Annotated in this window: 15 protein-coding genes and 1 riboswitch; of the genes, 2 read left to right on the top strand and 13 right to left on the bottom strand. The window is 55.0% G+C overall.

The features are described 5' to 3' along the window. Positions 1-22: 22 nt before the first annotated feature. From KNP84_RS11075 to KNP84_RS11065, 3 genes are all read right to left on the bottom strand, one after another. Complete coding sequence (locus tag KNP84_RS11075) at positions 23-1,165, bottom strand: hypothetical protein (RefSeq protein WP_215114806.1); 1,143 nt, start codon at positions 1,163-1,165, stop codon at positions 23-25. Next, complete coding sequence (locus KNP84_RS11070) at positions 1,162-2,373, bottom strand: hypothetical protein (protein ID WP_029595436.1); 1,212 nt, start codon at positions 2,371-2,373, stop codon at positions 1,162-1,164. Before KNP84_RS11070 ends, KNP84_RS11075 begins: the two co-directional genes overlap by 4 nt. 70 nt (positions 2,374-2,443) lie before the next feature. Next, on the bottom strand, positions 2,444-3,616 hold the full coding sequence (locus KNP84_RS11065) for a MalY/PatB family protein (RefSeq protein WP_215114805.1): 1,173 nt from the start codon (positions 3,614-3,616) through the stop codon (positions 2,444-2,446). Positions 3,617-3,672: 56 nt separating this feature from the next. On the opposite strand from KNP84_RS11065, the gene KNP84_RS11060 reads away from it, so the two are divergent. Continuing rightward, positions 3,673-4,389, top strand: coding sequence for a M48 family metallopeptidase (locus tag KNP84_RS11060; RefSeq protein WP_251131219.1), 717 nt, complete (start codon positions 3,673-3,675; stop codon positions 4,387-4,389). Between the two features lie 36 nt (positions 4,390-4,425). On the opposite strand, the gene KNP84_RS11055 is transcribed toward KNP84_RS11060, so the two are convergent. The 5 genes from KNP84_RS11055 to KNP84_RS11035 all read right to left on the bottom strand — a co-directional run bounded on the left by KNP84_RS11055 (position 4,426) and on the right by KNP84_RS11035 (position 9,021). Continuing rightward, entirely contained in the window at positions 4,426-5,331 is a 906-nt protein-coding gene (locus KNP84_RS11055) for a methyl-accepting chemotaxis protein (RefSeq protein WP_215114804.1), read from the bottom strand. 202 nt (positions 5,332-5,533) lie between these two features. Then, positions 5,534-5,938: a hypothetical protein gene (locus KNP84_RS11050; RefSeq protein ID WP_215114803.1), complete on the bottom strand. Its 405-nt coding sequence runs from the start codon at positions 5,936-5,938 to the stop codon at positions 5,534-5,536. A 34-nt stretch (positions 5,939-5,972) separates the two neighbouring features. Further along, entirely contained in the window at positions 5,973-7,229 is a 1,257-nt protein-coding gene (locus tag KNP84_RS11045) for a hypothetical protein (protein WP_215114802.1), read from the bottom strand. Between the two features lie 11 nt (positions 7,230-7,240). Continuing rightward, positions 7,241-8,533 (bottom strand): hypothetical protein, encoded by a 1,293-nt coding sequence (locus KNP84_RS11040; RefSeq protein ID WP_215114801.1) that lies wholly within the window; start codon positions 8,531-8,533, stop codon positions 7,241-7,243. 104 nt (positions 8,534-8,637) lie between these two features. Further along, positions 8,638-9,021 (bottom strand): DUF302 domain-containing protein, encoded by a 384-nt coding sequence (locus KNP84_RS11035; protein ID WP_131472636.1) that lies wholly within the window; start codon positions 9,019-9,021, stop codon positions 8,638-8,640. Positions 9,022-9,193: 172 nt separating this feature from the next. Here KNP84_RS11035 and KNP84_RS11030 point away from each other — a divergent pair, with 172 nt between their 5' ends. Beyond that, positions 9,194-9,589, top strand: coding sequence for a Spx/MgsR family RNA polymerase-binding regulatory protein (locus KNP84_RS11030; RefSeq protein WP_131472634.1), 396 nt, complete (start codon positions 9,194-9,196; stop codon positions 9,587-9,589). Positions 9,590-9,616: 27 nt separating this feature from the next. On the opposite strand, the gene KNP84_RS11025 is transcribed toward KNP84_RS11030, so the two are convergent. The 5 genes from KNP84_RS11025 to KNP84_RS11005 all read right to left on the bottom strand — a co-directional run bounded on the left by KNP84_RS11025 (position 9,617) and on the right by KNP84_RS11005 (position 14,522). After that, positions 9,617-10,279, bottom strand: coding sequence for a methionine ABC transporter permease (locus tag KNP84_RS11025; RefSeq protein WP_021067480.1), 663 nt, complete (start codon positions 10,277-10,279; stop codon positions 9,617-9,619). Then, positions 10,251-11,285, bottom strand: coding sequence for a methionine ABC transporter ATP-binding protein (locus KNP84_RS11020; protein WP_215114800.1), 1,035 nt, complete (start codon positions 11,283-11,285; stop codon positions 10,251-10,253). Before KNP84_RS11020 ends, KNP84_RS11025 begins: the two co-directional genes overlap by 29 nt. A gap of 9 nt (positions 11,286-11,294) precedes the next feature. Continuing rightward, positions 11,295-12,116 carry a MetQ/NlpA family ABC transporter substrate-binding protein gene (locus KNP84_RS11015; protein ID WP_021067482.1) on the bottom strand — a complete coding sequence of 274 codons (822 nt, stop codon included), beginning with the start codon at positions 12,114-12,116 and terminating at the stop codon, positions 11,295-11,297. A gap of 72 nt (positions 12,117-12,188) precedes the next feature. Then, positions 12,189-12,293, bottom strand: a riboswitch (SAM riboswitch). Between the two features lie 40 nt (positions 12,294-12,333). After that, positions 12,334-13,350 (bottom strand): iron-containing alcohol dehydrogenase, encoded by a 1,017-nt coding sequence (locus tag KNP84_RS11010; RefSeq protein ID WP_215114799.1) that lies wholly within the window; start codon positions 13,348-13,350, stop codon positions 12,334-12,336. After that, complete coding sequence (locus KNP84_RS11005) at positions 13,347-14,522, bottom strand: aminotransferase class I/II-fold pyridoxal phosphate-dependent enzyme (RefSeq protein ID WP_215114798.1); 1,176 nt, start codon at positions 14,520-14,522, stop codon at positions 13,347-13,349. Before KNP84_RS11005 ends, KNP84_RS11010 begins: the two co-directional genes overlap by 4 nt. Between the last annotated feature and the right edge of the window lie 3 nt (positions 14,523-14,525).

The raw sequence follows: 14,525 nt of genomic DNA, 5'->3' as shown, positions 1-14,525 counted from the left end.
TGGATTGGTTCAGGTGTTTTCGTTATAACTGCTTCGTCGATAGGATGACAATCGTCTCATCGAGCACCGTGTAATAGGCGTCTTCGAACGTTTGCCGCTCATTTGTCTCGAGATTGAACACGGTCACGCCCCCACCTGTTCCATCTGCCGCCGACTCATGGATGAAATAGTTCGAGGCGAGCACGCGCTCGAAAGGAGCCGTGTCGAGGAAGCGGGCCCCGGTCGTCGCGTCAATCAATTCGGTATGGTCCGTTGACTCTTCCACTTTAATGAAAATCGTCGAACTGACATCATCATACGTGAAGTCAATCGGCTCGTAGGCGCCCCAGTCGACCACCGCCACCTCGCGGAGCACGTCCGGTGCGGTCAACTCATAAATCGTCTCCTCGTTCGCCTCGTCGACGAAAGTCGAGAACCGAAGTCGCTTGTCCCGTTCACCCAAGTATTGGACCGTGTCCCCTTCCCCGTGCAGACGAATCAAGTCCTCGAACGGAATCTCGTTTTGACGGGACTTGATCGCCTCGACCGCCTCGTCGAGCGAACAAATCAGAATCGCCTCCGAATGGTCGATCGCATCGTCCGGGGAGACCCGACCGTCCTCGAGTGCCTCGTAATAGGCAAACTCGTCCAAGCGGGCGTTGCAGACGATATATGGAATGCCATCGAGCTCGGTCGAGAACAGATAGAGCTCACGGAACTTACCGGCATGTCCGACAAGTCGCTCGTCACGGATTCGCTCTTGGAACGACGTCTCCGCATCATACAACCATGCCTCATCAGTATCTCCGAAACTCGTCAAGAAGAGGAAGTAACGGTCCGCGAGAACCCAATAGAGCGTGCTGTTACCACGTTTCTCGAATGTCGCGAGCACATCTTCTCGTCCAGAGCGATAGTCGAACGCAATCAACTCCGTGCGGACGACACCCGTCCGGTCTGGTATCTCATTCAAGAAATAGACACGAGCGTCACTGACGAACAGCTTCGAAATCCCATAGTCTTCATAGGCGCGATGACTGATCGGCGTGACGGTCCCGTCCGCTTCATCATAGCGATAGATCGAGAAACTCGTCTCGCCGGTCTTCTCTCGATAGTAGATGGACGTCTCGGTGACGGCAATCAAATCCTCATGGCTGATTGGCATGGCACGTGCGTCAACGATTCTCATAGGGCACCTCTCTCATAAGAAGATTCAACCGGCTCGACGGTGACGATGCCGGGTGGTCGTTTCGGGAATGAAATCCGCAAATGGGCGAACTCAATGATGGATTGGTGAGGATCGGTCTTCTCGACCCAACGGACGCGTTGGCGGTTCGCCAAGGCGTGGCCAATCTTTTCTTCAATTTGGAACTGGGAAATGCCACGATAGGCGACTTCTTGGATATAGGTCGATTCATCAGGCTCGAACTGTTGCCAAATGCCCATCACGAGCTGTCCGAGCGAGGAGACCCGCCGCTCAGGCAAACGGACCGTCCGGAGCGTCTGTTCCACTTCCTTCAAACATTCGAGCGGGTCGTCCGCGACGGCAAACAGTCGCTTAGCCGAGTTGTTCATGACCCGGTAACGTCGTTTCCCGCTCTCGAGCCGAAGCACTTGCGCATAGGGTTCGACCGGCACCCCATGAAAGAACGTATCGGTCCCACCCCAGGAAAAGCCGAAGGCGGGATCGAATTTCTGAATCGTGTTCATGAAGGCGAGCATGAAATCCTCGACTTCACGACGCTCGAGCCGTAACCATTCGGCGAGCGCGAGCGTGCCGCGGTCTTTTTTAATGCGATGCACCGGGAAGAACAAGTCCCCTTCGGCCAGGCGATGCGGTTTGAGTTCCGTCCCGTCGGCGCGATAATCCGTCGCCGGACGGCCGCTTCGGCCCGCATAGATAATCCATTCGTCATCCGTGCTCTCAAACGCGTAGGCTTGGTGCGCCCATGGCGGCGTCACGTATAGGGCCGGATACTCTTCATACGTCTCCAGGTGCAGATAGGAGCGGTCGGTCCACAGTTGTGCGAGCAGGTTAACGATTTCTCCCGTCTCGGACTCTTTCGGTGCGATATAGTTGCCGGTATTGCCGATATACGTCAAGACATGGAAGTCGTAGGCGTGATACAAGTGTCGGACGATGCGCTCGAACACGGCGGCAATCATTCGCTCGAACAATGGATGGTCCTCGTTCCGGTCGACCGATGTCGCATCGACCGTGCACATGAGCCACCCCATGCGGACGTACAGGCGAATCCGGAGCGGATACGAGATCAATGGGGACGAAGATGCATGAATCTCCGTCAAACCGAGGTTGGCCATGTTCTCGACCTGTAACGTGAATCCGCTACGCCTCAGTTGCTCCTCCATTTTCTTTTTCCAATTGATCGTCTCCATTCGCATTCACTCGCTTTCCGTTGCCATCGGTCTTGTCTGGCTCATTGTGAAATTTTTCCCGTTTCTTGAATCAAACAAACGCCTTTCCACTTGCATGTTCGGTGAGACGCTTAAGCGCCTCGTCGAGAATGGCTCGGGACGTCCCGAAATTGAGGCGTTCGAACGTCTCGCCCGACTCCCCAAACGGGTGACCTGGCGACAAGAACAGACGGACTTCCTCGTGCAGCCACTTCTTCCGCGGTTCCGTTTCGAGATTGAGCGCCTTGAAATCAATCCAGAGGAGATAACTCGCCTCAGGCATGTACGTCTTCAATTGGGGCAGCTCTTCCTGGAACCGCTCGACGAGGTACGTCGCCTGCTCCTCGAGTTCGGCCGTCAATTGGTCGAGCCAACGCTCGGCCCGCGAGTCGGAATAGGCGGCGATGATGGCCGTGTTCGCGAATGGTGTCGGTAACACATGGTGTTTGTTTTGGACTTGGATAATCCGTTTTCGCATCGCATCGTCCGGACAGATGATATACGACGCGAACAGCCCCGCGATATTGAACGCCTTCGACGGTGCACTCACCGTGATGACCGAGTCATCGAGGCGATTGAGGGCGGTATGCCGTTGTGACGGATAGGTCAAGTCGGCATGAATTTCATCGGCGACGAGGATGACGTCATGGCGACGTGAAAGCTCGACGACTTGCTTCAGCTCGGACTCGGCCCATACCCGTCCGACCGGGTTGTGCGGCGAGCAGAGCAAGAACAGCTCCGCCTTCTGCATCTGTGTCTCGAGCGCGTCAAAGTCCATCTCGTAGCGACCATCGACTTGACGAAGCGGAGCGTCGAGCACCTCCCGTTTCAATCCGGTGACCAGTTCATGAAATGGCGGATAGACGGGTGACTGGATGACGACCCCATCCCCTTCCTCCGTCAACGCCTCGACGATATGCGTCAATCCCGGTACGACGCCACTCGAGAACAAGACGTGATCGGCATCGACCTTGAGCCCGTGACGACGGTCATACCAAGAACTCACGGCAGCTTGCGCCTCTCTAGAGAACAGTGTGTACCCGAACTCTCCTGTCGCGGCCCGTGCCGTCAGCGCCTCCGAGATGAACGGTGCCGTGCGGATATCGATGTCTGCGACCCACAGCGGCAAGACGTCGTCCTTGACGTGGAACCAGCGGTCGAGCCCGTCCCATTTCACCGAATCTGTTCCCGTCCGGTCAAGCGATTGATGTAAGATTGATTTCATGTTCATCCCTCCTACTCCTACTGTAACAAAAAACGAGCGTTCGAGTCCGCAAAACGATGGCGGATTCGAGACGCGTCGGCTATAATCGACCGAGATACTTCAAGGAGGTGAACCCGATGACCGTGACCGTCATCCGCCATAAACGCCGGAAACGGGCGGCTTTCTTCGTGACGCCGGACGGCATCGAGCTGAGGATTCCAGCTAGGCTCCCGAACCGGGTCGTCGAGACAATATTAACGGAACATGCCGGCTGGATTGAAGATCGCCTCGCGGCACTACCTAAGCGTGACGTCTTACCAGCCGACAGACTGCTTTTGCACGGAGAGACGTTTTCGCTCGTGAAAAGCAATACCGAGACAAGGTTCCGCTTCGACGGCGAAAACTTTTACTGTCCTGCGAAGTGGGACGAATCATCGCTTCGGAAAGCGTACGAGGTCTGGCTACGAGAACGGGCCCTCGCTTATGTGATGGAAAGGTCCCCCCACTATGAACGTCAACTTGGTGTGAAGGCGGAACGAATCCGCATCGGCCACCAAAAGACGCGCTGGGGGTCATGCAGCTCGACCGGGACGATCTCGATCAACGTCCGGCTCATGCTCGCCCCGCAGGACGTCATGGATTATGTCATCGCCCACGAATTGGTCCATCTCGTTCATTTCGACCACTCGAAAGCGTTCTGGTCGAAGCTTGCGTCAGTGTATCCAAACGTCGCCGGCGCGATGGCCTGGTTGAAACAGCATGGCCATACGCTGCAAATCAAAAAAACCAATTGAACGTGTCCCTTGTCAGGAGGCATGTCCGATTGGTTTTTAGATGGCGGAAGTGAATCGCTCGGCTGTCCCGTTCAGCGATTCGGCCGACTGTTCGATATGCTCGAACCGCTCGAGCGTCTGTTCCATGATGCGCACACTCTCTTGAATGTCTGTACTGGAGCGGGATACACCGTCGACAATCGAGACGAGTTCTTTGTTCATCCCATCCGTGTTCGAGCGCACTTCGATGACGGCGCGTTCGACGAGACGTGACAGGTTCCGCACCTCGGTCGCGACGACGTTGAAGCCGAGACCGTGCTCACCTGCCCGCGCGGCCTCGATGGCGGCGTTGAGCGACAACAAGTTCGTCTGGGCGGCAATCTCTTTGATCGTACTGGCGATTTTCGTGATCTCGGCGGCCTGCTCTTGCAAGTTCGTGAGCGTTTTCAAGTTTTGATTCGAGTCCGCATCAAGGCGTTCGATCGTCCGTTTCAACTGTTGACTCTCTTCCATGCCACGCCGGGCCCGGTCGTCAAGATTAGCGGCCATGTCACGGAACGAGCGCGCGTATTCTTCGATCGTCTGTTGGCGACTCGTGATGTCGGAGGCGATTTTGACGACGCCGACGACTTCATCCTGTTCATAGATTGGCATATAGGTCGCTTCGAGCCAAATTGAATCACCGCGGGCGTCGATGCGCTCGATTTTGTCGGCCGAACTGAAGCCGTCGAACAGCTTGTTCCAAAACGCTTGATAGTCCGGACTGCTGACGAAACTTGGCGTGCAGAACAAGTGATGGTGCATCCCGATCATTTCGTCACGTTTATATTTCATTGCCTTGGCGAAGAGGTCGTTCACATCGACGACGCGTCGTTGACGGTCGAAGCGGATCATCGCCACGTTGGCCTCGAGGGCACGGAGCACCTCAGGGGATGAGAGGCTAGCAATCTTTGTCAGTTCCATTCCGATTATTCCTACCTTCTTTTCTCGATTTCCTTTAGTGCTTTATTCCTGGAATGTAGCGGAATTCTAGTGTACCCTGTGCGAAAAGTCCTGAATAGCGTCGGTTTTTGAAATCGAGTCAATATCTTGAATTTGAAGTGTTTTCCAGTTGGTTCACTGCTAAGTACATGAAAAAAGGACTCGTGCATGGCACGGGCCCCTATCATTCCTGGTCATCGAATATTGATTTGAACAGCGTGACTTGGTCGGCCGTAAGTTCACCCCGGCTGTCCTTCGGGTCGATGCCGCCGATTATCTGTTCTTCGAACCAAATCCCGAAGCCGAGTGAACGTTCTGGCGCATCGTCCGGCGTGTAGACGAACGTCGCTTTCACATCCGGTTCCCGCTCGATCGGGACGGGCTGGTCTTCCCACTCGACTTCCTCCGTCGTTCGATCAAGCTCGGCATTCGTCTCAGCGTCGGTAATGGTGCGGATCGGCCCATAGTCGCCACTAGCTTTTAACGTCTGATATTCAATGCGTGACGGGTCCAAGTTTTCCTCGCTACTGGCACAACCTCCAAGCAACAGTCCCGCGCAGATGACATATCCAACCAACGTGCGTTTCAACAGAACACCCCTCCTCGATTTACAACCAATCCGTTCATTCGAAAGGCTGTGGGAATAACTCTTGGAACGTCTCCGCCCCGACGCTCGACAGTTTGAACACTTCCCCGGACTTCACGTCTTTCACGAAGACATCGACTTTCTTCGACCGTTGCTGGTAACTGACATCGAACTGTTGACCGAGATTCCCGTGCAACAGCGTCAAATACTTATAGTCTTCCGTCTCACCACTCTTCGTCGACGGTCTAGCGGTCTCGAGGGCTTCGACCAATCGGTCATACGCTTTTCCGCTCACGTTCACCGCATCAGGGTAAGGGAGCGGGACTTCCCGGTGATACGGATACTGATGGAGGTAAGCGACCGCTATCTCGTCTAGATCTGCAGGATTTGTAAGGAGAGGGCTCGTTCGATAGCGCATCGACACGGTTTTTGTTACGTTTTGTCCGTCCACGTCAATCGTGAGGTCATATAGCGGATAAGGTGTCATCGGTTCCATCGTGCCACCGTTATGGATTCGACGGAAGGTTAAACTGTCAGCCCCGTTGAGCAAATCGGCATCTTGTAAAATGGAGGAGGAATAGCGAGCCTTGTCTCCACCATAAGACTGGAGCAGATGAGGCATGTTCGTGGCCTTATCTCGTCCTAATGCGATAAACACATCGGACGGTCTAAGGTTCGGCAAAAAGTGGAAGAATGGGTTAAAGTAGCCCCCTTCTTCAATCCCAATCTCAACCGTGCCGCTAAATCCAGGCGAAATCCTCATAAGTGTGACCGGATACGGTTCCATGTCTTGTCCATTGTCATAGAAGGCGTCCGGCTTATGTAACGCAGCCCGTTCATTTGCGGTCGCGATATGGACGGTCGGAAGGAACGAAATCTCCGTGCCGACCTCGTCTTTCAAGTAGGCAGGTCTTTCTGCAAGCTCGACGGCCCGGTACCCTTCCATCCCGTCCATCCGGTCTGATTTACAGAGCGCATAGATTGTATCCCCCTCGACATAGGTCACTTCATTAAAACTATATCCATAATAGTCATCATTCATAAGCGGGGCCCGGGTCGCATACGCCATCCCGAGGATTGAAAACGTCTCTCCATCTAGTTCGGTCAGTCGTTCCTTGTCTTCACATTGGTTTAAAATTGTTTCGGCATCCACTACAGGCTCTTGACTGTTCATCGTGACCCGTTCGGCTTGCCAGTGCTCCTCGATATGGCCATAGCGGACGACGTCCACGTCTTCCGAGCAGCCTGCCGTCAACCATAACAGTGACAATGCCATCAACGCTCGTTTCTTCATGTTCAACCCACTCATTTCTTCTTCAAGTCAGGGAAGTAGGACAAGAACGTCTCGGCCCCTTCGCTCGTCAGTTTGTACGTCTCGTCGGTCGAGCGGTCGGTCACGTAAATATCCAGCTTCTTCGAGCGCTGTTTATACGTCACCTCGAACTCTTGTCCCTTGTGTCCATCGACGATTGTTAAAAGCGGATAGTCGCCTTCATCACCTTGACGCTTCGTCGGTTCAGCGGAATCGATCGCTTGGACGAGGTCATCCATCTCGTTCCCCGCTGCTTTTAAAAGAACCGGGTATGACAACGGAGATTCCGGGTTGAACGGCTGTTGATGAAGATAAACGAGCGGACCGACCACAAGTGGCATGTAGTCTTCGTCAGGGTGCGTCTCGAGCTGCTTTCGTTCCGCTGTCGATAATAAGTCAGAGGTGCGGTATGTGAACGACATCGTCTCATTGACGACTTTTCCGTCACGAGTATAGGTGAACTCATACAATGGATAAGTCTGGTCCGGGACGAGCTCCGTCTTGAGCGGGAGGCGCTCGACGCTCAACGCTTCATATGTAAGCCCTTCTGCGGTTTGGTCAATCATCGACTCGAGTGGAGTCACCGAGAAATAAAGGTCCGCAAACATGAGCAGCAAATACGGTTTCTCAGTAATCGTGTCGTAACCGATCGCGACTTTGATGTCTTTCATGCTGGCCATCGACGGATCGAACGAGAACAACGGATATGGACTCGGCATTCCCCCGATTTCTACTTCAATCTCACCGTACAGAGCCGGGGAAAAGGCGACGAGCGTTTCGAGGAACGGTTCAATCGGGTTGCCTGACTCGTTCAATTCATCGGCATCCCGTAAGGCGGTTTTGGCGGACTTATCGGCCGGACCGACGACTGGATAACGACCGATCGGTGTCCCTGTTGATACGTCCACATCGTCAGGGAACGACTCGATCACTTCCGCCGAGAAGCGGTTCGAGGCCATGTCACGACAAAGCACATAATTCTCATCCCCTTTCATATATGATACGGCCTTGAACGCATACTCCTCACCCGTGTCCGTCATCGGATAGCGGTTCGCCACGATCGTATCGAACACAATCAAGTCGCCTTCCAGCTCGGTCGTCAACTTACCGCTACAGGCTTCAAGCGTCTCGTCGGCTGAATGAAGGGAAATCAACTCCTCCTTGGCATACTTGCTGACGGTCCAACGCGCGTCGACGTAAGACAAGTTTACGACGTCCGGCTTTTCCCCACCGCAACCAACCAATAAGCCTGTGGATAGTACAAATAAACCGACTAACTTTTTCAAATCATCCGCCCCTCATCATCTATTTGTACCAATTTTACCATTATATTACTTTAGGAGGGAACACGAAAAAACCCGTCCGACGACCTGGACGGGTTCAATGACCGTTACACAGTTTTATCGATGGCTCGGGTCAATCTCGTCTCGACATCGCGTGCCACAGCTTGGAGCGACTCATCCTCGATCAGTTCGATCAGTTTCGTCGGCTTTGGCATCCCGACATGGGTCGACCCGTCTTTCGTGAAGACGGCGAGCTTGCATGGGAGGAAATAACCGCCTTCCCGGTGCGCCGTGATGACTTTTTTCGCTTCTTTTGGATTGCACACTTCGAGGATGCGGTAGTCCCCATCAATCGCTTGGCCTTTCTCTTCGAGCGTCTCACTCAAATTGAAGTCCCAAAGCACCCCGAACTCTTCCTCTTTGAGCGTCGTTTTCAGCTTCTCGACGACCGCTTCGACCGTCTGATCGGTCTTGACCGTGTAATCAAACATGTGAACCCCTCCTAAGATGTAGTCTCTCTCGTCTTGTACCCCAAGTGAGGACCGACAAATCGTCTGTTCGGTCGAAAAAAGTATATGTGATTTGAAACATATTCGATGTCCGTCACGTATGTATGAGAGAAAATAAAGAAGTCCATACTTACGTAAAGGAGAAGTGGTTGCCGTGACGGTCACCGTATTCACACATACAAGCTGCAGTTCTTCCCGTAAGACGATCGATTGGTTACGTGAACAGAACATCCCGTTCATCGAGAAGAAATTGACCGACCAAGGGATGTCGTTCACCGAGTTCAAAGACATGCTCCGCCTCACCGAGAACGGGACGACCGACCTGTTGTCCGTTCAAAAGAGCGTGTACAAACAAGCGGCGGATCACCTTGATGAGATGTCGCTCCGTGAGCTGTACAGCTTCGTGGCGTCGCATCCCCAGATTTTGAAGAGTCCGATCGTCGTCGACGACAATCGAATTCAAATCGGGTTCAGCGAGAAAGAGATTCGTACGTTCATCCCGCGCCATGACCGCATTGCCGAATTGAAACGATTGCTCGACAACAAGTAAGAGCCCTGCCGAAGCAGAGCTCTTTTCTTATGCCTTCTTGAGTCGGGCCGCCAAGCGGTTTCCGAACGATTGAATCGATTGGACGAGTAGAATCAAGACGAAGATGGTCACGTACATGACCTCCGGCTCGAATCGGAGATGCCCGTATTGATAGGCGATATCGCCGAGTCCACCGGCCCCGACGAGTCCTGCCATCGCGGTCGCCCCGATCAAACCGATCGTCGCAATCGTCAAACCGAGCACGATTGAAGAGCGGGCCTCCCGGATCAACACGTACCAGATGATTTTCCGGGTCGAGATGCCCATCGCTTCATACGCCTCGACGACCCCGCGGTCGACCTCGAGCAGCGCCGACTCCATGAGCCGCGCGATATACGGCGCCGTGAACACGATGAGCGGCAACAGCACGCCTTGGACGCCGATCGTTGTTCCCATGATGAAACGGGTGAACGGGAGGATGAAGAATAAGAGAATGATGAATGGGATCGAACGGACGACGTTGATGACACTCGACAAGATGCCGTAGAAATAACGGTTGGCGAGCCGCCCGTGCGGTCGCGTCAAGACGAGTAGCGTCCCGAGCGGCAGTCCGATCAACGTCGAGATGACGAGCGCGATGCCGGTCATCGTGAGCGTCTGAATCGTCCCCGTCCAAATCAAGTCACCCCAATTTTCCCAAAACTGAAGCATGGTTCGTCACCTCCTTCACTTTCACACCGCTCGCCTCTAAGAAGCGGACGGCTTGGTCGGTCTGGCCCTCATCGCCGTCCAAATGGACGAGTAGATTACCGACGAGACCTCCTTTAAGCTTTTTGATGCCGCCCCCGATGATGTTCGGCAGCAAGCCGAACCGTTTCGTCAATTGGGCGAGCACGGCCTGTTCACTTTGATGGCCGATGAACGACAAGTTGACGAGCGTCCCGTGCGTGCTCAATTCTTCGACGACCTCTTTCGGGACATCGAGGTTCGTCTTCAAGAACTTGCGCGTCGTCGCATGCTGCGGGTCCGAGAACACGTCGAGCACGTCCCCTTCTTCGATAATCCGGCCGGCCTCGATGACCGCGACCCGGTCGCAGATGCGCTCGATGACTTCCATCTCGTGGGTGATCAAGAAAATCGTCAGCCCGAGCTCGCGATTGATGTCGAGAAGCAGGTCGAGAATCGACTCGGTCGTCTCCGGGTCGAGCGCGCTCGTCGCCTCGTCGCTGAGCAGGATGTCCGGCTCATGTGCGAGGGCGCGGGCGATGGCGACACGTTGCTTCTGTCCGCCCGAGAGTTGCTCCGGATAATGTTTCCGATGATCCGTCAATCCGACGATGTCGAGGTACTTTTCAACACGTTCGCGGATTGTCCGCTTATCGAGTCCTTCGAGACGGAGCGGGATGGCGACGTTCTCTTCGACGGTCGCCGTCTTGAGCAGGTTGTAATGTTGGAAGATCATCCCGATGCGATGACGTAGCTTCGAGAGCCCTCGTTTGTCGAGCTTCGTGACGTCCTGTCCTTCGATTTCGACCTGGCCCGACGTCGGGCGTTCGAGCAGGTTGATCATGCGGATGAGCGTGCTCTTTCCGGCCCCGCTTCGGCCGATGATGCCGAAGATTTCGCCTTTCTCGATGGTGAGCGAGACGTGGTCGAGTGCAGTGACAGCACCTTTATTTACCGTGAACGTCTTCGTGATTCCTTTAAGTGCGATCATAGGCCCTCCTTAAAACGCCGGGACGATTGAGCCGTCGAACGTCTCTTCGATGAACGTCCGGACCTCGTCCGAGTGATAGTACGATTTGAGCGTCGCGACGACTTCGTCATCCTTGTTGTCGGTACGGACGACGACGTAGTTCGGATACGGGTTGTCGACCGTGTCTTCATGGAACAAGGCGTCTTCGTTGATCGACAGGCCGGCACCCATCGCGAAGTTCGTGTTGATGGCAGCGAGTGCGACTTCCGGGAGCTGGGTCGGGAGCTGTGACGCCTCGAGTTCGATGAATTCAAGGTTGAGCGGGTTCTCGGCGATATCACGTTTCGTCGCCTTGTCCGTCAATCCTTCCTTGAGCGTGATGAGTCCCGCTGTCTCATAGAGACGGAGCGCGCGTAGCTCGTTCGCCGGGTCGTTCGGGACGGCGACCTTGTCACCTTCTTTCAAGTCCTCGATGTCGGTCAATTTCTCTGAGTAGAGACCCATCGGGAAAGCGACGGTCTTGAACACGTCGTCGATTTTATAGCCTTTATCGGACTTTTGCAGTTCTAGGAATGAGAGCGTCTGATAACTGTTCACGTCGAGGCTGCCCTCGGCGAGCGCCGTGTTCGGCGTATTATAGTCGTTGAACACTTTGATATCGAGTTCGAGGCCGTCTTCGGCCGCGAGTTCTTTCACTTTCTCGGCGATCTGTTGGTGCGGCCCGCCCGTGACGCCGATCGTGAGCGACTCCGTGCTGAGCGCCTCGCTCGCGTCCGATTGTCCGCATGCTGAGAGCGCGATGGCGGCGAGTAGTGATGTTCCTGCAAGTACTGTTTTCTGTTTGATGTTCATTTGTTTTCCTCCTCCAAAATGAAAGCCCGCTACTCATTCAGAGTGGCGGGCACGACAAGTCAAAGTCGGACACGCTCATCTCCCAGACGATTTCGTCTGTTGGAATTAGCACCATGATCATTACGATCTGGTTGCCGGGTTTCACAGGGCCAGTCCCTCCACCACTCTTGATAAGCAATCGGTCTATTAAGTTGTTATCATCTTACTTTTAATTCTTTTAATTGTAAATAGATAATTGTAAATTTTCAAAAATTATTTTCAGAAAATTTTTATCGAGCGGTGCCGGCAACTGTTGCAGTTCGGTCTCCGTCATGACGGAGTCGACCAGTACCGGGATGTCGCCCGACCCGACCCCGAGCGTCTCGAGCGTCGTCGGTGCACAGAACCGTTTCAACCAGGCCTCCAAATACAGAGCATCGGCCGAGCGCCGCAAGCGCTCTTGGACGATTAGGCCGAAGCCGACCTTGTCTCCATGCAAGAAAGAGTGGGTCGACTCGAAGCGGCTGAGCGCATTATGGACCGCATGGCCCACGGCGACGCGTGTCCCGGCGTCACCAAATCCACCGACGGCGCCACCGATGGCGAGCACGTGATCGACCGCGAAGCGGACGTCGTCACTATACGACTTAAAAGCGTGCTCGCTCAATTCAAGTTCGACGAGACGCCCGCACTGCTCGGCCAAGACGAGTCCGGTGTTGACGCCGGCGTCAGCTGAGCTGTCACCACTCAAATAACGGGCCTCGTAAAACTTCGCGACCGTGTCGATGACACCGGCCCGAAAGTATTCATATGGTGAGCGCGAGATGACCCGTGAGTCAACGATGACCCGTTCGATGACGACGCGGAACATGTCGTAGCGCTCGTAGCTCCCGTCCTCCTGATAGACGACGCTAAGCGGTGTGAACGCCGCACAGTTCGAGGCGAGCGTTGGGACGACGATGAGCGGGACGTTCCGTTGATAGGCGACGAGTTTGGCCGTATCGACGAGCTTGCCGCCTCCGACGGCGATTAACACGTCGGCGTCCAACGGTTTGAGCCGTTCGACTTCCGAGTCCGTGCACTCCCCGCTGAACCTTGTCGCCGGATAGTCCGCGATGGCCGGAAAGATGGCTCGGACGACGTCATACCCGTTCTGACCGTGCAGGACGTGGGCACGTCGGCCGTCGACTAAGTCATCAAGACGGTCGAGCGCGTCATCGGCGTGGTCATATTCAAGGACGGCCTGACGAATCATGCGCGCACCTCCTCATAGGCGGCAAACAACCGCTCGATTCGTTCGACGGCCTCGTCAATCTTCGGTTCCGGTGAGACGAGACCGAAGCGGACGTATCCGTTCCCTTCCGAACCGAAGAAATAGCCCGGGGTGACGGCGACACCGGCTTCATGCAGCAGTTTCCGCGAGAACGACTTGGCATCACCCTCAGGCACTTTCGCCCAGACGAAGAACGAGCCTTCCGGCGGTTCGACGGCCCAGCCGGCTCGGTTCAACCCGTCGATCAGGCGATCACGCCGTGCCTCGTACAGTCGTGCCAAGTCATCGCGAATGGTACGGGGCGCCTCGAGCGCAGCGATAGCCGCCGCCTGGATGGCCGAGAACACGCTGACGTGGACGTGGTCCTGATACGTGTTGATCGCCTCGATGATGTCCGCGTTCCCGACAGCAAAGGCGACGCGCCAACCGGACATGTTGAACGCTTTCGACATCGTATATACCTCGATGCCGACTTCTTTCGCCCCTTCCGCCTGCAGAAAGCTAGGCGGGACATGGCCATCGAATCCGATGCTGCCGTATGCGAAATCGTGGACGACCATCAAGTCCCGCTCCCGGGCGAAACGGACGGTATCGTCAAAGAAAGCGGGTGAGGCGACGGCTCCGGTCGGATTGCTCGGGTAGTTCAAATACATGAGTCTTGCATCTTGCGTATCGAGCGTCTCATAGTCCGGCAAGAAGCCGTTCTCTTCCCGGAGGACGAGGTCCCGGACGACGGCACCGGCGAGGCGTGCCCCCGAGATGTAATCAGGATAGCCGGGATTCGGTAGCAAAATCCCGTCGCCAGGTTCGAGTACGCATTGCGGCAACGTGATGAGACCAGATTTTGAGCCGATGAGAATCGCTACTTCTGTCTCGGGATCAAGTTCGACTCCATACTCATTCAAATAGAACGTCGCCACTGCTTGCTTCAGGCGGGCCTGACCGCGGAACGGACCGTATTGATGGGTCGAGGCGTCGAGGAGCGCCGTCTGAAGCGCGTCACAGATCGGCTCAGGCGTCGGCAGGTCAGGCGTCCCTTGTCCGAGTCGGATGATGTCGCGGCCGGCTTGTTCGAGTTCGGCCACCTCGTTCGCGAGTCCGACGAAATGTTGAGGTGGTAACGTTTTAAGTAGATGTGAGCGTCTGTCAGTCATGAA

Origin of the sequence: Exiguobacterium sp. s70 (assembly GCF_018618315.1) — a bacterium.
Taxonomy (GTDB): Bacteria; Bacillota; Bacilli; order Exiguobacteriales; family Exiguobacteriaceae; genus Exiguobacterium; species Exiguobacterium chiriqhucha.
The sequence above is the reverse complement of the archived record's forward strand: the minus strand, read 5'-3'. Positions and strand labels throughout refer to the sequence as shown.